This is a genomic window from Mycolicibacter sinensis, from assembly GCF_001673565.1.
Lineage (GTDB): Bacteria > Actinomycetota > Actinomycetes > Mycobacteriales > Mycobacteriaceae > Mycobacterium > Mycobacterium sinense_C.
Genome location: NZ_LZMF01000074.1, coordinates 41,137 through 60,710, shown reverse-complemented (window position 1 = coordinate 60,710; position 19,574 = coordinate 41,137). Strand labels below are relative to the sequence as shown.

Annotated in this window: 17 protein-coding genes; 12 read left to right on the top strand and 5 right to left on the bottom strand. The window is 67.4% G+C overall.

The window, feature by feature from the left end:
* The 3 genes from A5648_RS12325 to A5648_RS12315 are packed head-to-tail and all read left to right on the top strand — an operon-like array spanning position 1 to position 3,761.
* On the top strand, positions 1 to 1,215 hold the full coding sequence (locus A5648_RS12325) for an amidohydrolase family protein (RefSeq protein WP_065024813.1): 1,215 nt from the start codon (positions 1 to 3) through the stop codon (positions 1,213 to 1,215).
* Positions 1,169 to 2,497: an amidohydrolase family protein gene (locus A5648_RS12320; RefSeq protein WP_234787407.1), complete on the top strand. Its 1,329-nt coding sequence runs from the start codon at positions 1,169 to 1,171 to the stop codon at positions 2,495 to 2,497. Before A5648_RS12325 ends, A5648_RS12320 begins: the two co-directional genes overlap by 47 nt.
* A 10-nt stretch (positions 2,498 to 2,507) precedes the next feature.
* Entirely contained in the window at positions 2,508 to 3,761 is a 1,254-nt protein-coding gene (locus A5648_RS12315; protein WP_065024811.1) for an amidohydrolase family protein, read from the top strand.
* Positions 3,762 to 3,770: 9 nt separating this feature from the next.
* On the opposite strand, the gene A5648_RS12310 is transcribed toward A5648_RS12315, so the two are convergent.
* Positions 3,771 to 4,952 (bottom strand): acyl-CoA dehydrogenase family protein, encoded by a 1,182-nt coding sequence (locus A5648_RS12310; protein ID WP_065024810.1) that lies wholly within the window; start codon positions 4,950 to 4,952, stop codon positions 3,771 to 3,773.
* Between the two features lie 212 nt (positions 4,953 to 5,164).
* On the opposite strand from A5648_RS12310, the gene A5648_RS12305 reads away from it, so the two are divergent.
* From A5648_RS12305 to A5648_RS12295, 3 genes are read left to right on the top strand one after another with little or no spacing between them, the layout of a single operon-like run.
* Positions 5,165 to 5,602, top strand: coding sequence for an MmpS family transport accessory protein (locus A5648_RS12305; protein WP_109470782.1), 438 nt, complete (start codon positions 5,165 to 5,167; stop codon positions 5,600 to 5,602).
* On the top strand, positions 5,599 to 8,460 hold the full coding sequence (locus tag A5648_RS12300; protein ID WP_082966454.1) for an RND family transporter: 2,862 nt from the start codon (positions 5,599 to 5,601) through the stop codon (positions 8,458 to 8,460). The genes A5648_RS12305 and A5648_RS12300 overlap by 4 nt, the downstream gene beginning before the upstream one ends.
* A 14-nt stretch (positions 8,461 to 8,474) precedes the next feature.
* Positions 8,475 to 9,086, top strand: coding sequence for a TetR/AcrR family transcriptional regulator (locus tag A5648_RS12295; protein WP_065024809.1), 612 nt, complete (start codon positions 8,475 to 8,477; stop codon positions 9,084 to 9,086).
* Here the strand turns inward: A5648_RS12295 and A5648_RS12290 are convergent.
* Positions 9,081 to 9,674 (bottom strand): TetR/AcrR family transcriptional regulator, encoded by a 594-nt coding sequence (locus A5648_RS12290; RefSeq protein ID WP_234787406.1) that lies wholly within the window; start codon positions 9,672 to 9,674, stop codon positions 9,081 to 9,083. The genes A5648_RS12295 and A5648_RS12290 overlap by 6 nt on opposite strands.
* An 81-nt stretch (positions 9,675 to 9,755) precedes the next feature.
* Here A5648_RS12290 and A5648_RS12285 point away from each other — a divergent pair, with 81 nt between their 5' ends.
* Complete coding sequence (locus A5648_RS12285; protein WP_065024807.1) at positions 9,756 to 11,519, top strand: N-acyl-D-amino-acid deacylase family protein; 1,764 nt, start codon at positions 9,756 to 9,758, stop codon at positions 11,517 to 11,519.
* 27 nt (positions 11,520 to 11,546) lie between these two features.
* A complete protein-coding gene (locus A5648_RS12280; protein ID WP_065024806.1) occupies positions 11,547 to 12,050 on the top strand; it encodes an SRPBCC family protein in 504 nt (167 codons plus the stop codon).
* Positions 12,051 to 12,062: 12 nt separating this feature from the next.
* Here the strand turns inward: A5648_RS12280 and A5648_RS12275 are convergent, their stop codons facing one another.
* Positions 12,063 to 13,289, bottom strand: a complete 1,227-nt coding sequence (locus A5648_RS12275) for a cytochrome P450 (RefSeq protein WP_065024805.1) — start codon at positions 13,287 to 13,289, stop codon at positions 12,063 to 12,065.
* A 51-nt stretch (positions 13,290 to 13,340) separates the two neighbouring features.
* Between A5648_RS12275 and A5648_RS12270 the strand changes: the two genes are divergently transcribed.
* The 4 genes from A5648_RS12270 (at position 13,341) to A5648_RS12255 (ending at position 17,503) form a co-directional block, all read left to right on the top strand.
* The gene (locus A5648_RS12270) at positions 13,341 to 14,279 is read left to right on the top strand and encodes an oxidoreductase (protein WP_065024804.1); all 939 of its coding nucleotides are present in this window, start codon (positions 13,341 to 13,343) and stop codon (positions 14,277 to 14,279) included.
* A 261-nt stretch (positions 14,280 to 14,540) separates the two neighbouring features.
* A complete protein-coding gene (locus A5648_RS12265) occupies positions 14,541 to 15,998 on the top strand; it encodes an aldehyde dehydrogenase family protein (protein WP_065024803.1) in 1,458 nt (485 codons plus the stop codon).
* Positions 15,999 to 16,011: 13 nt separating this feature from the next.
* Positions 16,012 to 16,854: an LLM class flavin-dependent oxidoreductase gene (locus A5648_RS12260; RefSeq protein WP_065024802.1), complete on the top strand. Its 843-nt coding sequence runs from the start codon at positions 16,012 to 16,014 to the stop codon at positions 16,852 to 16,854.
* A 37-nt stretch (positions 16,855 to 16,891) separates the two neighbouring features.
* On the top strand, positions 16,892 to 17,503 hold the full coding sequence (locus A5648_RS12255) for a hypothetical protein (RefSeq protein WP_234787412.1): 612 nt from the start codon (positions 16,892 to 16,894) through the stop codon (positions 17,501 to 17,503).
* 2 nt (positions 17,504 to 17,505) lie between these two features.
* Here A5648_RS12255 and A5648_RS12250 read toward each other — a convergent pair whose 3' ends face one another.
* Both A5648_RS12250 and A5648_RS12245 read right to left on the bottom strand, forming a co-directional pair.
* Positions 17,506 to 18,177, bottom strand: coding sequence for a maleylpyruvate isomerase family mycothiol-dependent enzyme (locus A5648_RS12250; protein WP_065024800.1), 672 nt, complete (start codon positions 18,175 to 18,177; stop codon positions 17,506 to 17,508).
* Positions 18,170 to 19,570: an FAD-dependent oxidoreductase gene (locus A5648_RS12245; protein ID WP_065024799.1), complete on the bottom strand. Its 1,401-nt coding sequence runs from the start codon at positions 19,568 to 19,570 to the stop codon at positions 18,170 to 18,172. Before A5648_RS12245 ends, A5648_RS12250 begins: the two co-directional genes overlap by 8 nt.
* Between the last annotated feature and the right edge of the window lie 4 nt (positions 19,571 to 19,574).

The window sequence follows — 19,574 nt, the reverse complement described above, 5'->3', positions numbered from 1 at the left end:
ATGGACCGCTACACGGTCATCTCTGCCGACTGCCACGCCGGTGCCGACCTGCTCGACTACCGCCAATACCTGGATCCGGGCTATCGGGACGAATTCGACGGCTGGGCGAAGACTTACGTCAACCCGTTCGGCGACCTCACCGAGCCCGACGCCGAACGCAGCTGGAACAGCGAGCGACGCGACGCTGAGCTGGACGCGGAAGGTGTTGCCGGCGAGGTCGTCTACCCCAATACCGTGCCGCCGTTCTTTCCCAGCGGGAGCCTGGCCGCCCCGCCGCCGGAGACCGCCCGAGAGGTCGAGCTGCGCTGGGCCGGACTGCGGGCGCACAATCGCTGGCTGGCTGACTTCTGCTCCCTGTCGCCGCTGCGCCGTGCCGGGGTGGGCCAGATCCTGCTCGAAGACCTCGACGAAGCGATCGCCGAGATTGCGCAGATCGCCGAACTGGGGCTGCGCGGCGGGGTGCTGCTGCCCGGAGTGGCCCCCGGCGCCGCCATCCCGCAGCTCTACGCCGAGCATTGGGCGCCGCTGTGGGCGGCCTGCGACGAGGCGGGCGTGGTGGTCAACCACCACGGCGGCTCCGCCGGACCGACCCCGACCGATGGCTGGGGCAGCTCGTTCGCGGTGTGGGTGTACGAGACCCACTGGTATGCGCACCGGGCGCTGTGGCACCTGATCTTCTCCGGCGTCTTGGATCGCCACCCGGACCTCACCGTGGTCTTCACCGAACAGGGCGCCGGATGGATACCGGCGACGCTCGACTCGCTCGACGTCGCGGCCGCCCGCTACGCGCGACCGGGCTCGGCGATCGCCCGCTTCGCGGGGCCCACCGCCGGCTCGCTGAGCCACAAGCCCAGCGAGTACTGGTCTCGGCAGTGCTACGTCGGCGCCAGCTTCATGCGTCCCGTCGAGTGCACCGAACGGCACGCCATCGGCGTCGAGAAGATCATGTGGGGAAGCGACTACCCGCACTACGAAGGAACCGCGCCCTATACCCGGGAAGCGTTGCGTCACACCTTCGCCCATGTCCCGCCAGCCGAAGTGGCGGCCATGGTGGGCGGGAACGCGGCGGCCGTCTACGGCTTCGACCTGGCGGCGCTGGCGCCGTTGACCGACCGCATCGGACCGAGCGTGGCCGAGGTTTCCGAGCCGCTGGCCGCGGTGCCCGCCGATGCCAGCAGCACCGTCTTCGAGCCCGATCCCATCCGCACCTGGTAGCGAAAGGTTAATTGTGGACCCGTATCTCATCATCTCCGCTGACACCCATGCCGAACTCCCGACCGAGCGTTATCGCGAATACGTCGATCCCGAATACCGCGACGACTTCGAGACGTATCTCGCGGAGAAGACCGCCGCGGCCCAGGCCGGCGGATTCATCGACGAGGAATTCGCCGAAGAGTGGTTCACCGAGCACGGTGAGGGGATCGCCGGGGGCTGGGACGTCGCCCTGCGGGACCGGGAACTCGACGGCGACGGGGTGGTCGGCGAGGTCATCTTCCCCGACGCCGATGCGGTGACCGGGGTCGCCGGGGCCCCGTTCGGGGCGGGCCTGGGCCAGTCGGGCGACCTGGACCCGGGGCGCGCCATGGCCGGTGCACGGGCCCACAACCGCTGGCTGGCCGAACTGTGCAGCCACAGCCCCGAGCGCCGGGCCGGGGTCGCGGTGGTGCCGGTCCTGGCCGACGTGGACGCGGCGGTGGCCGAGATCACCCGCGCCGCGGAATCCGGTCTGCGGGGCGGGATCCTGATCCCGGCACGCTGGGTCGGCTACCCGCCCTATCACGACCGCCGCTACGACAAGGTCTGGGCGGCCTGCCAAGACCTGCAGATGCCGGTGCACACCCACTCCGGGCCCGCCCCGCAAGAAGAGTACGGCGGGCACCTGGGCATCTACGTCACAGAGGTGCGCTGGTGGGGCGCGCGGCCGTTGTGGTTCGCGCTGTGGTCGGGGGTGTTCGAACGTTTCCCCGGGCTGCGCTGGGGAGTCACCGAATGCGGTGCCTTCTGGGCCAACGATCTGCTCTGGCTGATGGACACCCGGTTTCTGCGGGAGCACTCGGCCAAGAAGATGAGCCGGCACATGGAAGGCGATCTGACGATGCCGCCGTCGGCCTACTTCGACCGGAACTGTTTCATCGGGGCCACCACCACCGAGCGCCGGGAGCTGGCCCGGCGCTACGAGATCGGTGTCGCTAACCTGTTGTGGGGCAACGACTTCCCGCATCCGGAGGGGACGTGGCCGCATACCCGCGAGTGGCTGCGACGCTCATTTTGGGATATCCCGATCGAGGAGACCCGGCAGATGCTCGGCCTGGCGGCGGCCGAGCTGTACCACTTCGATCTGGATGCCCTGGCCCCGCTGGCCGAGCGCATCGGCCCCACCCCGGCGGACCTCGGGCAAGACGATGCGGTGAGCATGCCCAAGTGGGACGCGGCCCGACGGACCGGCCGGCACTGGCTGACCGACGCCGAACCGATCCCCGATCTGGTGCAGAACTGAGGAATCAACGATGGATCGCTACGTCGTCATCTCCACCGACACCCACGCCGGGGCCGATCTCTACGGCTACAAACCGTATCTGCCGGCATCGCTGCACGACGAGTTCGACGCCTGGGCCAAGACCTACAGCAGTCCGTTCGACGATCTCATCGTCGCCACCGCCAACCGGAACTGGGACCACGAGCTGCGGATCGCGGAGATGGACGCCGACGGAGTCGCCGCGGAGGTCCTGCTGCCCAACACCGTTCCCCCGTTCTTCCCGACCACGCCCAACATCACCATCAGCCTGCCGCGCACGCGTGACGAGTTCGAGAAGCGCTGGGCCGGTGTGCAGGCCCACAACCGGTGGCAAGTCGACTTCTGCGCGTTGGCCCCGGCCCGGCGCCGCGGCCTGATCCAGGTCTTTCCCAACGACATTGACCTGGCGCTCAACGAGATTCGGTGGGGCGCCGAGCAGGCGTGCTTCGGCGGCGTGCTGATCCCGGCCGTATCGCCGGGTGACCCGCAGGTGGCCCCGCTGTTTCACACCCGCTACGAACCGATCTGGAAACTGTGTGCGGAGCTGGATCTGACCGTGGTGCAGCACGCCGGCGCCGGCAGCCCCGAGATGCCGATGGACCAGCCGGCCTCCAACGCGGTGCTGATCACCGAGATGGCGCTGTGGGCGCAGCGCACGCTGAGCCATCTCATCCTCGCCGGCGTCTTCGAGCGCTACCCCGCCCTGCGATTCGTACCGACCGAGCAGGGCACCCTGTGGGTGCAGCAGCAACTGATGGTGCTCGACGCCATGGTGCCCACGATGAAGTCCGAGGCGAACAATCGCACCTACGGGATGTTCGGCGGGTCGTCCGTCGACGCAATGACGCTGCTGCCCAGCGAATACGCCCGGCGGAATGTCTACCTGGCCAGCGAGCTGACACCCTACGACGCGGCAATGATCGATTACCTGGGTGCCGACCACATCATGTGGGGCAGTGACTATCCCCACGAGGAGGGCTTCGCGCCGCACTCCAAGCTGGCCATCCGCTGGGCATTGCACGACCGGACCGAGGACGAGTGCCGAAAGATCCTGGGCACCACTGCCGCCCGGCTGTACCGTTTCGACCTCGACGCGCTGGCACCCGTCGCCGCCAAGATCGGGCCGACGGTCGCCGAAGTCGCGACACCGCTGGGCGACACCGGCTACCTTTCCCCCGGCGGATTCGGCTACCGGCCGTTCGAAGGCGGACTGGCACTCAAGCGATTGGCGCCGGCCCGCGGGTAGCGTTTCCGCTCAGATCATCGCCCGCAACGGGCCCTCCGGCTCGATGCCCAGCGAACTCAACGCCGAGGCGTGGAACGTGGTCCCGGGCACATGGATCGCATGGTTGAGCCCGGCGTGCGCATCGCGCCAATACCGTTGCAGCGGTTTATCCATCCGTAGCGCGTTACCACCGGAGCGCGCGAAAATTTGGTCGACGGCCTGCACCGCACGCCACACCGCACGAACCTGGGTGCGGCGTCCCGCGGCGCGGTCGGCGAAGCTCACCTCCCTGCCGGCGGCGACCATGTCGTAGATCCGGTCGGCGTTGGCCAGCAGCTCCTGGCGGGCGGCGTTGATGTCGGCGGCCGCCTCGCCGACCGCGTACATGACATACGGGTCGTCTTTGATCGCGGTTCCGGTGGCACTCACGCGTTCCCGCTGATACTCCAGGTGCGCGGCCAGGGCGCCTTCGGCGATGCCGATGACCGCCGAGGAGATGCCGAGCGGGAACATCGTCGACCACGGCATCAGATACAGCGGGTCGGTCATGCCGGCCTCGCGCTGGGCACTGCCGTCCATCACCTTCATCCCGTCCATCGTGCGGTAGCCGGGCACAAACGCGTCTTTGACGATGACATCCTTGGATCCGGTTCCGCGCAGCCCCACCACATCCCAGGAGTCGTCGACGATCTCGTAGTCGGTGCGGGGCAGGATCATGTGCAGGATGGCCGGCGGCATGACCGGGATGCCGTCGGCACCGCCGACCATGGCCCCGAGAATGATCCAGTCGCAGTGGTCGGTGCCGGAACTGAACCCCCAGCGGCCGTTGAACACGTAACCGCCCTCGACCGGTGTGGCCACGCCTTGCGGCGCATACGGCGAGGCCATCCAGGTGTCGACGTCCTCGGCCCATACCTCCTCGCCGACCCGCGGATCGGCGTAGGCCAGCTGGTAGGGATGCACGCCGACCACACCGGTGACCCAGCCCGCGGAGGGGTCCAGCGCCGCGGTGGCCATCACGGTCTCGGCCCACTCGCGTGGATGCGCCTGATATCCGCCGTGCTTGGCCGACTGCAGCAGGCGGATCGAGCCCGCGTCCTTCATCGCCTTGACCGTCTGATCGGTCAACCGGCCGATCTTCTCCGCCTCGCCGGCCTGCTCGCGCAACTGGTCGGCGATGCCCATCAGCCGGTCGATTACTCGCTCACCCATGTTGTCGTCCTTACGTTGTGGACTTCAAAAACGATGGTCTGCTGCAGGTGATGATGGCACCGTCGGCGGCCGGTGTCTGGGGAAAAGGGCAGCGGAATCGCTATAAACCCGGCGGTGTGATGGGGTACATTTCACTCCGACCCAGGCGGAACCCGAGTTCCGCCCATGCTCGCCGCCACGCGACGGTGCGGGGTAGACACAGGAGGCGGCGGGTGTACGGACTGCTCAAGAAACTGTGGATCCCGCTGCTTCTGGTCGTCGTGACCGCACTCGGCGCATACGTCGTCGTGCGGGTGCGGGATAGTTTCGGCGCCAACGCTTACGCGTCAAGCGGTGATGCGAACGCCGACGAGACCAAGCCGTTCAACCCCAAGCACATCACCTACGAGGTGACGGCACCCTCGGGTGGCACGGTCAGCCTCAACTTCCTCGACGAGGATGGGCAGCCGCATCTGGTCGAGGACGCTCCGCTGCCGTGGTCGCACACCATCGTCACGACGCTGCCCTCGATGTCGGCGAACATCGTGGCGCAGGGTGATGCCGGCATGGGCCACCTGCGTTGCCGGGTGATCGTCGATGGTGAAGTCCGCGACGACCGCAGCATCGACCAGTACGAGCCGTTCATCTACTGCCTGGTGAAGTCGGTATGAGCACCGACAATTCACGGCAACCGCGTTCCCGTATCGCCCACCTGCTGCGGGTCTTGTCGGTTCCCATCATCTTGTTTTGGCTGCTGGTAGCGATCGGGACGACGCTGTTCGTGCCGGGGCTCGGCGAGGTGGCCGCCAAGCGTTCGGTGCCGATGTCGCCGCTGGACGCGCCGGCCTACAAGGACATGATGAACATCGGGCACAAGTTCGAGGAGTTCGATACCGACTCCTCGGCGATGGTTGTCATCGAGGGCGATGACAAGCTCGGTGATAGTGCGCACGAGTACTACGACCAGATCGTCGCCAAGCTCAAAGCCGACGAACATGTGCAATTCGCTCAAGATTTCTGGAGTGACCCGCTGACCGCTGCCGGCTCCCAGAGCCCGGACGGCAAGGCCGCCTATGTACAGCTATTCCTCGATGGTTCCCAGGGCACCGGCCGCAGCCATAAGTCGGTGGCCGCGGTGCGTGACATCGTCAACAGTGTGCCGGCGCCGCCGGGTGTAAAGGCTCACGTGGCCGGCAACACCGCCCTCAACACCGACACGCTGATCGCCGCCCACAACAGCATGGAACTGATGACGGCGGTCACCATCGGCGTCATCTTCCTGATGCTGCTGGTCATCTACCGGTCGCTGCGGAGCGCGATCGTCGGTCTGATCCTGGTTCGCTTCGAGCTTTATGCCGCAGAAGGCATCGTGGCCACCGCCGGCCATCTGAACATCATCGGGCTGACCCCGTACGCGGTGAGCATGGTGACGATGCTGACGATCGCCGCGGGAACCGACTATTTCATCTTCTTGCTGGGCCGCTACCAGGAAGCCCGTTCTCGCGGCCAGAACCGTGAAGACGCGTTCTACAGTGCCTATCACGGTGTGGTTCACGTAATCGTGGGTTCAGGGCTGACGATCGTGGGCGCCTGCCTGTGTCTGACCGCGACGAAGCTGCCCTATTTCCACTCGATGGGGCTGCCGTGTGCCATTGCCTTGACCGCAACGATGGTGGCCGGTTTGACGTTGGCTCCGGCGGTACTCGTGGTCGGATCCAGGTTCGGCATCTTCGATCCCACCCGACGGGCCTCGGAACGAGGGTGGCGGACCATCGGCACCTTTGTGACGAGGTGGCCGAAACCGATCATCGTGGTGACGTCTTTTATCGCGGTGATCGGTTTCGTCAGCCTGGCGACGTACGTGCCGAACTACAACGACCAGAAGTTCACCCCCGAGGAGATCCCGGCCAACGTGGCGCAGACCGCGGCCGAACGGCATTTCTCCAAGGCGCGCATGAATCCCGAACTGCTCATGGTCGAGGCCGACCACGACCTACGCAACCCCGCCGACATGCTTGTCATCGACCGGATCGCCAAGAGCGTCTTCCACGAGCGCGGCATCGGGCGGGTGCAGACCATCACCCGGCCGCTGGGCGCACCGATCGAGCACAGCTCCATTCCGTTCGTCATCGCCATGGGCAACTCCAGTACCTTGCAGACGGCGAAATTCATGAACGACAGCATGGCCTCGATGCTCGAGCAGGCCGACGAGATGGGCCGCACCATCGCCGTCATGGAACACATGTACGGCGTGATGACCCAGATGACCGACGCCACCCATGACATGACCGCCGACATGCACGTGCTGCTCAGCGACATCGAAACGGTGCGCCAGCACGTCGCTGATTTCGACGACTTCTTCCGGCCGTTCCGGAGTTACTTCTCCTGGGAGCCACACTGTTTCGACATCCCGGCGTGCGCAGCGCTGCGTTCGGTCTTCGACATGCTCGACGACGTCGACATCATGACCGACGACATGGGCGTCACCGTCAAAGACGTCGACAAACTCGACACCCTGATGCCGCAGATGCTGGCGGATCTGCCCAAGACGATCGAGTCGATGAAGAACATGCGCGGGTTCATGCTGGCCACCCACAGCGCGATGTCGGGGATCCAGCGCCACATGCAGGAGGGCGCCGAAGGATCGACGCTGATGGGCAAGTTCTTCGACGAGGCCAAGAACGACGACTCCTTTTATCTCCCACCGGAAGTCTTCGACAACCCAGACTTCAAACGCGGCCTGAAGATGTTCGTCTCCTCCGACGGCACGGCGGTGCGGTTCATCATCACCCACCAGGGCGACCCCGCCTCGGTCGAGGGCATCAAGCACGTGCAGGGCATCAAGGAAGCCGTCGCCGACGCGATCAAGGGCACACCGCTGGAATCGGCGAAAGTATCGCTGGCGGGTACCGCCTCGATGTACAGCGACATGCAAGAAGGCGTGAAGATCGACTTGACGATCGCCGGGATCGCCACGTTGATCCTGATTTTCTCGATCATGCTGCTGATCACCCGCAGCCTGGTGGCCGCCCTGGTCATCGTCGGCACCGTGCTGGCATCACTGGGCACCGCATGTGGGCTGTCGGTGCTGCTGTGGCAGGACATCCTCGGCCTCGGACTGCAGTGGATCGTGTTGCCGCTGACCGTCATCATCCTGCTGGCCGTGGGCTCGGACTACAACCTGCTGTTGGTATCGCGGCTCAAAGAGGAAATCCCGGCCGGACTCAACACCGGGATAATCCGGGGCATGGGAGCCTCCGGTCGGGTGGTCACCGCAGCCGGGGTGGTGTTCGCCGCGACCATGGCCTCGATGCTGGTCAGCGACCTGCGTGTGATCGGGCAGCTGGGCACCGCGATCGCGCTGGGCCTACTGGTCGACACCTTCATCGTGCGTGCCTTCATGACCCCCGCGATCGCCGCCGCGTTGGGGCACTGGTTCTGGTGGCCGCTGAACACCTTCCGCGCCAAGCACGACCCACAGCCCGAACCCGCCCGTACCGACCCCATTCCCCAACCGATCAACGCGTGAAAGCTGTCAGCCAAATGGAATCGAGACTGCGCCAGCGCACCGACGGGCGGCTAGACCGGTCCCGTGATCCGGCGATCCTGGACGCCGCGTTGGCCGTCGTATCTGAGCATGGCTACGACGCGGCCAACATGAACGACATCGCTGCGCGAGCCGGTGTCGGCAAGGCCGCCATCTATCGCCGTTGGTCATCCAAGGCCGCGCTGGTCACCGATGCACTCATCTATTGGCGGCCCGATCTGCTCACCAGGGACATCCCCGATACCGGCAGCCTGGCCGGCGATCTCGGCGCCCTCATCGAACACGTTGGGCGCAACGATCAAGACCCGGTCCCCAGCGACTTGGTCTTGCGCGTCGCCTTGGAAGCCGTTCACGAGCCCGAATTGGCTGCCGCGGTCGACGATCTGGTGCTCGTCAAAGGCAAGGGCATGGTCGCCACAATCCTGGGGCGGGCCGCGGCTCGCGGTGAGATCGACGGCGACCGGGATTGGTCGATGGTCGCCGACGTCGTGCTGGCCATGGGGCTGCTACAAGTCGTCCGGGGCCAGGTCCTGGATGCCGCGTTCGTCCGACAGGTCATCGACACCTTGGTGTTGCCGGCGGTTGGTGCACCGTCGTTCGGGTCATGACAGTGTCCCGTTCAGGCCGGCCACGATGTGGTCGCTGACGAAGCGACGCACAGCTCGGGGGCTGTCCAGATTCACCCGCATCGGCGGGAGCAGTTCGAAGCTGAAGAGCACCCGCACGATCCATTCGCTGGCGCGGCCGGCATCGAGTTCGCTGCTGACCTCGCCGCTGCGTTGTGCGGCGCGTACCAGTGGGGCCCACAGTGCAACCGAGCGCCGCATCAGCTCCTCGCCGCCGTGTTCCAGCAGCAGCACCAGCACGCTCTGATTGATCGCGCGCGGCTCGGCGGCTGATCTGCGGCGATGCGCCGAGATCAGCACCGCGGCGGCTGCGACCTGCTCGGCCAGGGTGTCCAGCTCGTTCACCTCGGCGGCCATGGTCTCGATGAACGCCGCGGACAGGTGATCGAGTGCCGCGGCGATGGCGGCATCGCGGGTCCCGAAGACGTTGTGCACGGTGCCCCGGGACACGCCGGCCGCTTCGGCGACGGCGGTGAGGCTGAAACGCCGGGGACCGACCTGGCGCAAGGTATCGGTCGCCGCGGCCAGCATCGGCGCCGGCGGCGTTCTGGAGGCTGTCTCGCCAAGCACTTGCACACATTATCGAGATGTGTACAAATTGATCAACGTCGTTCGTCGGCGCGCCCGACACCACTATCGAAGGAGACGGCCGTGTATGACCTCACGATCACCGGTGGCACCGTCGTCGACGGGACGGGCGCCGACCGCTACCTGGCCGACGTGGGGATCTCCGGGGGGCGCATCGTGGCGGTCCATCGCCGTACCGGAACCGATGACCCCGGCCTGACCGGTGCCGCAGCGGAGACGATCGACGCCACCGGCCGGGTGGTCGCGCCGGGATTCGTCGACATCCACACCCACTACGACGGGCAGGTCAGCTGGGACGCCCTGCTGGAGCCGTCCAGCGGACATGGCGTGACAACGGTGGTCACCGGCAACTGCGGCGTCGGCTTCGCCCCGGTGAAGCCGGGCCGCGAGGAGTGGCTGATCAAACTGATGGAGGGCGTCGAAGACATCCCGGGTACCGCGCTGACCGAAGGCATCACCTGGGGCTGGGAGAGCTACCCCGAATACCTCGACGTCCTTGACCGGCAGAACCTCGCCGTCGACGTCGGCAGCCAGGTCGCGCACGGGGCGATCCGCGCCTACGCCATGGGAGAGCGCGGTGCCCGCAACGAGCCGGCCACCCCGGAGGACATCGCCGCGATGAGCCGACTGGTACAGGAGGCCATCGAGGCTGGCGCACTGGGCTTTTCGACGTCCCGCACGCTGGCGCACCGGGCGATGGACGGCGAACCGGTGCCCGGAACCTTTGCCGCCGAAGATGAACTGTTCGGGTTGGGCCGGGCCATGGCGGCCGGCGGGCAGGCGGTGTTCGAGTTGGCCCCGCAAGGTGCGGCCGGTGAGGATATCGTCGCGCCGAAGAAAGAGCTCGAATGGATGCAGCGCCTCGCCGGCGAGATCGACCGGCCGGTGTCGTTCGCGCTGATCCAGGTCGACGCCGACCCGAATCTGTGGCGAGAGCAGCTCGACGTCTCCGCGGCCGCCCACCAGGCCGGCAGTGCGTTGTATCCGCAGATCGCCGCGCGGCCGTTCGGGATGCTGCTCGGTTTCCCCGGGCACCACGCGTTCACCCATCGGCCGACCTACCGGCGGCTGAAAGCCGAGTGCAGTCGCGAGGAACTCGCGCAGCGGCTCGCCGAACCGGCGGTCAAGGCTGCGATCCTGTCCGAAGAGGATCTGCCGCCCGACGCCTCCGTGCAGTTCGACGCGATGTTCGCGTTGGTGCAGCACTCGCTGCATCGCATCTATGACCTGGGTGATCCGCCGGACTACGAGCCGACCCCGGACCGCTCGGTGGCGGCGATCGCGGCCACGCGCGGCGAGAATCCGTTGTCCACGCTGTATGACCTGATGTTGCAGGCTGATGCCGGGGCCATGCTGATGCTGCCGTTCTTCAACTACGCCGACGGCAACCACGATGCGATCCGCGAGATGCTCACCCATCCCGCAGGCGTGCTGGGGCTCTCCGACGGCGGCGCGCACTGCGGAATGATCTGCGACGCCTCCTATCCCACCTACCTGCTCACCCACTGGGCCCGGGATCGGCATCGCGGGGACAAGCTGCCGCTGGAGTACGTGGTGCGCAAGCAGTGCCGGGACACCGCGCAGTTGTTCGGCCTGACTGATCGCGGGGTCATCGAGGTCGGCAAGAAGGCCGACATCAATGTGATCGACATGGCGGCGCTGACCCTGCACCCGGCCCGGATGGCCTATGACCTGCCGGCCGGTGGGCGCCGGCTGCTGCAGGGCGCGAGCGGGTATGTTGCCACGATCGTCAGCGGTACCGTCACCCGGCGCCACGGCGCCGACACCGGCGCGCGGCCGGGCCGTCTGGTGCGCGGCGCGCGCTAACTGGAAAGGAAGCAGCAGTTGTCTCGGATGTACCCGTGTGAGCAGGTCGGCCTCGAATTTCTCGAGGGGGCGCCGCAGCGGTTCAGCAACAGCGTCGAGCTGGCGGTGACGCCCGACGAGATCTGGGAGGTGCTCGCCGACGCCAAAGCCTGGCCGCACTGGGCCTCGGTGATCACCAACGTGACCTGGACCAGTCCCGAACCGCACGGCGTCGGCACCACCCGCGTCGTCGACATGCGCGGCGGCATCGTCGGCGACGAGGAGTTCCTGGCCTGGGAACCGGGCCGCCACATGGCCTTTCGCTTCAACGCGAGCTCGACCTCGGCGCTGGCGGTCTTCGTCGAGGACTATCGCATCGAGGCCACCGCCCAAGGCTGCCGGCTCACCTGGACCCTGGCCAACCGGCTGACCGGACCGGCGAAACTGTTCTCCCCGGTGAGCGGGCCGCTGATGAATCTGGCGTTTCGCCGCTTCCTGGCCAATTTGCGCCGCTACACCGACAAGCGGTTTGCCACGGCGGGACGCGGATAGGGGTAGCCGCCCTCAGCGGGCCTCGATGGTGACCGGCATGTGCCGGACCCCGGCATGCTTGTTGCTGCGGACGTACTCGATCGGCCCCGTCAAGGTGACGGCGCCGACCCGGTCCAACAGCACGTCGAAGATGACCCGCATCTCGAGACGGGCCAGGGTCGAGCCGAGGCAGAAGTGTACGCCGCGTCCGAAGGTCAAGTGCGGGTTGGGGTTCCGGGCGATATCCAAGGTGTAGGGATCGGCGAACACCGATTCGTCGCGATTCGCCGAGGCCCACCACAGGCTGACCTTGTCGCCGGCGCGGATCTGCCGGCCGTGCAGTTCGACATCGCGGGTGGCGGTCCGCCGGTTATACGGCGTCGACGATGCCCAGCGCAGCAGCTCCTCGACGGCCATCGGCAGCAGCTCCCGATCCGCGCGCAACCGTTCCCACGCCTCGGGGTGTTCGCTGAGCGCCGCCATCCCGATCGCGATCGAATTGCGCGTGGTCTCACTGCCCGCGGCCATGATCAGGCTCAGGAACATCCGCTGCTCGTTGGCGGTGAGCGGCGCGCCGTCGATCTCCGCGTGTGTCACCACCGAGAGCAGGTCATCGGCGGGCTGAACCCGCTTGCGCTCCAGCAGATCCGTGCCGTAGGCCACCATCCGGGCCTGGGCCTGCACCAGCCGGTCGTTGACTTCGCCGATCTCGCGATCTTCATAATCCAGCGTGACGTTGGCCCAGTTCATCAGCTCGTGCCGATCTTCCTGCGGGACACCCACCAGCTCCGCGACCGCCTGCAGCGGCAGCTCGGCGGCGACGTCGACCAGGAAATCGCAGTCCCGTTTGGCCAGCGCGGCATCCACGATGCCGACCGCGCGCCGGCGAAGATCCTGCTCGATACCGCGCAGTGCTCGCGGAGTCATGCTGGGCATCAGCAGCTTTCGGAATTTCGCGTGCCGCGGATCGTCCATCATGTTCAGCAGGGCGCCGACGGCGAAACCCAGCGGCATATCCTCCAGCGTGGTGCCGCCGCCGTCGCGCTCGCCGCCGGTCTCCGAGGAGAACGTCTCGTGGTCGGTGGCCGCGGCCACGATGTCGGCGTAGCGGCTGAGCACCCAGAATCCTTCACCGCCGGGCGTATGAGCGGTGGCCGGATGGAACCAGACCGGCGATTCCCGGCGTAGCACGTCGAACACGTGGTGCGGGAAGCCGGACGTGAACCGGTCCAGGTCGGTGAGGTCGATGTCGTCGTGCATCAGTCACCGACCCTACACAGCGAAAACCGTGTCCCCTCTATAGTTCGGCCTGTGAACGCGTCGCACTGGACCCTGGAGCACGGCTCGTCCCAGGACGGCCGGACAGCCGTTGTGACCGGGGCGAACACCGGCGTCGGCCTCGAAGTCGCTCGGGGACTGGCGCGCCTGGGAGCCACCGTGGTGCTGGCCTGTCGCAACAGCGACGCCGCGGCGGCGGCCCGCGAGGACATTCTCGCGACGGTTCCGGGCGCGCGCATCGACGTGGTTCACCTGGACCTCAGCGACCTGGCGTCGGTGCGCGCCTGCGCGGAGCAGTTACGAGCCGGCTACCCCGTCATCGACACCCTGGTCAACAACGCCGGCGTCATGCACCAGACCCGGCAGCTGACCGTCGACGGCTTCGAGGGCGACTTCGGCACGAATTTCCTTGGGCCGTTTGCGTTCACGGGCCTGCTGCTGGACCGGGTACTGGCCTCGTCGGCGGGGCGGATCATCGCGGTGAACAGCAAAACCAGCCGGGGCGGCCGGATCTCGTTCGACGATCTGCACTTGGAGGCGTCGTTCACCCCGGCGGTGGCCTACACCCAGTCCAAACTCGCTCAGCTGATGGCCGTGTTCGAACTGCAGCGCAGGCTCGAAGCGGTGGGCAGTCGGGCGATCTCGTTGGCCGCACACCCCGGCGGCACCCGCACGGGGATCCTGCGCGAGCAATCCCGTTCGGTGCGTTGGGTATTCAACCGTCGCTTCCGCCATCTGACGGGCTGGTTCACCCAGGACCCCACCGACGGCGCACTGCCGATGCTGCGGGCGGCCACCGACCCGACCGCCGCGGGCGGGCAGTTCTACGGGCCCGGCGGGCGTTTCGAGCAGATCGGCCCGCCGGTGCTGGTCCGCGCCGCCGGCCGCGCCCACGACGTCGACGCCCAGCAGCGGCTCTGGAAGATCGCCGAAGACCTCACCGGCGTCACCTACGCGCTGACCCGCGGCTAAGCCGGTCCGTTCGCCAGCTCGCGCGGGCGCGGCGTGGAGTCGTCGATCCTGGCCGGGTTGGCCGCCCGGAAGAAGCCGTCCGGCGGCGGGGCGTGTTTGTAGGCCCCCGCTTTCTCGTCTTTTCACGCGAGTCGGCTTGACCTGCGTCAGCACGCCCCACACCTTTACAGACTGTGGATAAAATGTCTCACTGTTGACCCGGCCGCGCGCCGGATGCTAAGCAGATGCCCAGCATCTTTGCTCTCGTGGAAGGGTCCGAACATGGCACTGCAGTCGGTAATCGATGATCTGGCGAAGCGGCCCGGCACCGGCGAGGTGATTCCGGTGATCGACCCGGCCACCGAGGAGCAGATCACCGAGTTCCGCGATGCCGGACCCGAAGCCGTCGATGAGGCGGTGGCCGCCGCCAAGGCCGCCTACGAATCGGGCGTGTGGACCGATATCCCGGCCCGCCAGCGCGCCAAAGCGCTGTGGCGCCTCGGCGACCTCATCGACGAACACGCCAAGGAATTCGCCGAGCTGGAATCCCTGGACGCCGGCATGCCGCCGGCCCAGTCCGAGATGATCGTGTCCACCTGCGCGGAGTTCTTCCGCTACTACGCCGGCTGGTGCACCAAGATCAACGGCAACAGCTACCAGGTGCAGATGGAGGGTGGCGTCAACAGTACCCACGCCAATTTCCACGCCTACACCCAGAAGGAACCGTACGGCGTCGTCGGGTTGATCTACCCGTGGAACGGCCCACTGTTCAACGCCTGCGCCAAGGTCGCCCCGGCCCTGGCCGCCGGGTGCTCCAGTGTCGTCAAGCCGGCGGAGGAGACCCCGCTGTCGGCGGTGCTCTTGGAGCGGCTGATCTCCCAAGCCGGTGTGCCCGAGGGCGTCACCAATTTCGTGATCGGCTACGGCGCCACCGCCGGTGCCGCGATCACCGCGCATCCCGATGTGGAGAAGGTCGCCTTCACCGGCTCGACCGAGGTCGGCAAGCAGATCATGCGTGACTCGGCGGACAACCTGAAGAAGGTCACCCTCGAGCTGGGCGGCAAGTCCCCGGTGCTGATCTACGAGGACGCCGACCTGGACATGGCGATCATGATGGCCTCGATGGGCATCTTCGTGCACTCCGGGCAGGGCTGTGTCTGCGGTTCGCGAGTCTTCGTGCAGCGCAGCGTCTATGAGCGCGTGGTGGCCGGTATCGCGATGATCGGCGACAATCTGGTGCTGGGCGGCCCCAAGGATGAGGGCGCCATGATCAGCCCGCTGGTCAGCCAGAAGCAGCTCGACCGGGTACTGGGCTACATCGACCAAGGCAAACAGGACGGCGTCGAGATCGTCAGCGGCGGTTACCGGTTGGACCGCAAGGGCTACTTCGTCAAACCCACCGTGGTCACCGGCGTCGATCCGGCCACCAGCCGGCTCTACAAGGAGGAGATCTTCGGCCCGGTCGTCACGATTCTGCCGTTCGACGACGACGACGAAGCCGTGGCGATGGCCAATGACACCAGCTACGGGCTGGCCGCCACCGCCTGGACCACCAACCTGGCCCGCGCGCACAACCTGGGCAAGCGGCTCAACGCCGGCATGGTGGGGCTGAACTGCCAGCTGACGTTCGACCACAACGTGCCCTTCGGCGGCTACAAGCAGTCCGGCGTCGGCAAGGAATTCGGCGCCGAAGGCATCGAGGCCTATCTGAAGACCAAGTCGATCTGGGCGGCGATGTAGTCCGGGGCAATCGATGACCGAGTGGTTCTTGTTTCTGCCGCAGAGCAGGCAGAGTATCGACGACATCGTGCTGCGGGCGCGTACCGCCGAGGACAGTGGCTTCGACGGGGTGGCGTTCATCGACCACCTGGAAACCCCGATGGCGCCGGACGCCCCGATCTGGGAGGCGATGACGATCGCCACCTGGGTCGCCGCCCGCACCGAACGGCTGAAGATCGGCCACCTGGTGCTCTGTGATGCGTTTCGGCATCCGGCGGTGCTGGCCAAGCAGGCGGTGACGCTGGCCGAGGCCTCCGGCGGGCGGTTCGAGCTGGGTCTGGGCTCCGGGTCGATGCCCGATGAACTGTCGCGCTTCGGGCTCGGTGCAGCGACCGCCGGCCAGCGGGTCAGTGCCCTGGAACAGACCGTGATCGCGCTGCGGCGCTACTGGGCCGGCGGGGAGGACACCCAGTTGCCGACGCCCGGCGCTCCGATCCCGCTGCTGCTGGCCGGGCGCGGCCCGCGGATGCTGGGATTGGTGGCCCGCTATGCGGATTGGTGGAATCTGCCGGCGACCCATGTTGACGAACTGCCGGATCTGCTGCCCAAGGTCGGCTCGGCGCGTGCCTCGGTGCAGCAGATGGTCGGCTTCATCGGCGACAGCGCTGATGCCGAGACGGTGACCGCCAAGGCGCACCGCCGGTTCAGCCAGCTCGGTCCCGGACTGGTCTGTGGCCGCGCCGACGAACTTGTCGACTACTTCGCCGGCCTGCGCAGCCAGGGCGCACAGCGGTTCTATGTGTGGTTCTCCGATTTCGCGGCGCCGGAGACGATCGCCGAATTCGGAAAGCGGGTAATTTCGGCCCTGGGAGAATGACAGCGACGCCCGGCAGGAAGGGGCACCCGTGACGGAGATGTCGAGCAAGTCCATTTCCCGGCGCACCTTTGTGCGCGGCGCCGCCTGGTCGGTGCCGGCCGTCGGTCTCGCGCTCACTGCGCCACGTGTCCTGGCGGCGCCGCCCGGCTCGCAGGAATGCGGTGATCCGAACGAACTGATCGAGAACTGCGTGGTGCAACTGCCCGAGGAGTTCACCTCGACCAGCTTCAGCACCACCGCCGTGGTCGGCGGCACGAACTACTCGATTCTGTTCAGCACCAATATCCGTCCTGGCCCGCCTGTGCCCGCGGCCGCCACCGGCTACCGGATCAACAGCACCGGTCTGACCGGTACCAAGCGTGACGGCGTGCCCTTCTCGATCACGCCGCACATCGGTGAGGCGGGGCCCCGGGTGCTCGGCGCCCGGTCGGGGTCGTCGTTGGGCTTCGTCGTCGACGTGCCCTGGACGGCGGGACAGTTGGTGCGCAACTTCGCGTACACCTTCGACGTGGTCTATCTCGACGGGCTGACCGAGATTCAGACCTGCTCGTATGTGACTGCGATGACGCTGGCCGAGAACGGAATGATCGTCGGCGGAGTCGGGTCGGTGACGTTCTCCCCGCCGCGGCTGACCTCCTGCAATGGGTGAACTCAGCCGGTCGGGACCGGCTGGTCGTCGTCGCGTGGCCCGAACGCGCCGAAACGGTCGACCACTTCACCAGGCGGTTCGAGTGACCAGTCCCAGCCGGCGATCTGGCGACGCGAACGCCGGCTGAACACGCCCCGCAGCAGTTCGTAGCCGTCGGCGCGCAACTCCAACACCGATGCCCCTGAGCCGCTCCGCCATTGCTGCCCCAACTCGTCGGTGATCACGAGCGTCGCGGTGTCGGCCAAGCGCCTGCCGGGTAGCTGAACCATCACCTCCAGAAACGGCTGCCAGTGCTCGCGGCCGGTGCGCGGCAAACCCAACGCCTCGTGCAGGTCGGCTTCGTGGCAGATCGCGTCCGCGGCCAGGTTCGGACCCTTGTACTGCCGCGGCAGGCTCGACTCGACCGCCGGCGCCGCGCGCTCCCACTCGGCGAGCAACTCCTCGACCGGACGCTCGCGGCGTTCGGCGACGTGCCGCGCGGTCCAGGAGTCGCCCGGCGCGCCGTCGAGCCGGCCGGCCAGGACGTCGGCGGCGCCGCCGACCATATGGGCCAGCACGTCGTGCACCGTCCAGCCGGGCGTCGCCGGAACGGGGGTCCGCAGCTGGTGATCGCCGAGCCCGGCAGCCAAGGCCCCGACCCGGTCGCGAGCGGCGCGGTAGCTCGCGTCAAGCATGGGAGCCTCCTGCAGTCGGGACCGGAGCCAGTGTGCCCACCCGCGGTTCCTGGTGCGCAAGGCGGGGGCCTGGCAGGTTGGCGCGCAGGATCCGCCACAGCAGCACCGGGTCGCGTAGCCGCGAGGCCGGGTCGACGAGGTTGCGCACCCGGAGGAGGCGTTCGGTGACGGCGATGTCGCGGGCGGCGGCCGTTCCCACCGCGTCGGCGAACCACCCGCGCAGCCGGTGGCGGATCGGGTGCGAGTGATCGGGTGACGCATCGCTGGATGCGTTCGCAGCCCAGATCGGTGCGATCCGGCTGGCGGCGGCCCGAAAGAACCGCTGCGGCAAATCGGATCCGCGCTGCCGCAGGCAGTCGCGCAGCGCGAGCGCTTCAAGCGCAGCCATCGTCATGCCCTGCCCGTGGAGCGGATTGAGCCGGCACAGGCCGTCGCCGATCACCACCAGTCCGGCGGGGAAGCGCGGCATTCGGTCGTAGCGGTGCCACAGCGCGCCGGTGTCACGGGAGACCGCGATGTCGCCCACCGGCGTGGCGTCGCGCAGCCCGGCCATGATGGCCGGCGGCAGCAGCTGCCTGGCTGCGGCCAGCATGGCGGTGAAATCGGCTGGGGGAGAGCCATAGTCGCCGTGGCGGGCGATGGCCAGCATCCAGGTGTCGTGCTCGTAGGCCGCCAGCAACAGCCCAGGCTCGGCCCGGCCCTGGTTGATGAAGACCATCTGGTCGGTGATCCGTCCCGGCGGGATGCGCAGCAATTGACTCGCGTAGCCCGCGGCCGGCTCGAGCCGCTGCTCGGGCACGCTGCCGAAGCCGTGATCGGCGAGGAACGCGGCGGTGTGGGCGGATCGCCCCGTCGCGTCGATGACCAGATCGGCGTGCAGAATCTGCGTCAACCTGTTGCGCCGATTCGTGATTCGCACGCCGGTGACGACCCCGTGCTCCACCACCGGCTCGAGCGCGTCATGGCCGTCGAGGAACGCGACGTTGCCGAGCTTGTCCACGCGCTGTCGCATGTGAAACTCCACGAACGGCCGGCTCGCGCTGTAGACCGCCAGGGCCCGGCGATCGGCGAGCCTGCCGGTCCGGTTCAGCTCGTGCCGGCCGATCCGGGCATACCGCCCGGATAGGTCGGCGTTGTCGATGACTACCGCGCCGGCGGCGGCGAGGTCGTCGAGGATGCCGGGAAACAACTCACCGAGGATGCCGGTGCCGCCGGACAGGAAGCTGTGCAGGTGTCGGCCCTGCGGCACCCCCTTGCGGTGCGCCGGGTGGTCGGGCAGCAGATCGCGGTCCACCACCGTGACGGAGCCGTAGAACTCCGATGCCACCCGTGCCGCCAGCAGGCCGGCCATCCCAGCACCCAGCACGACCGCAGAGGTCGTTGATTCGCCCATTGGT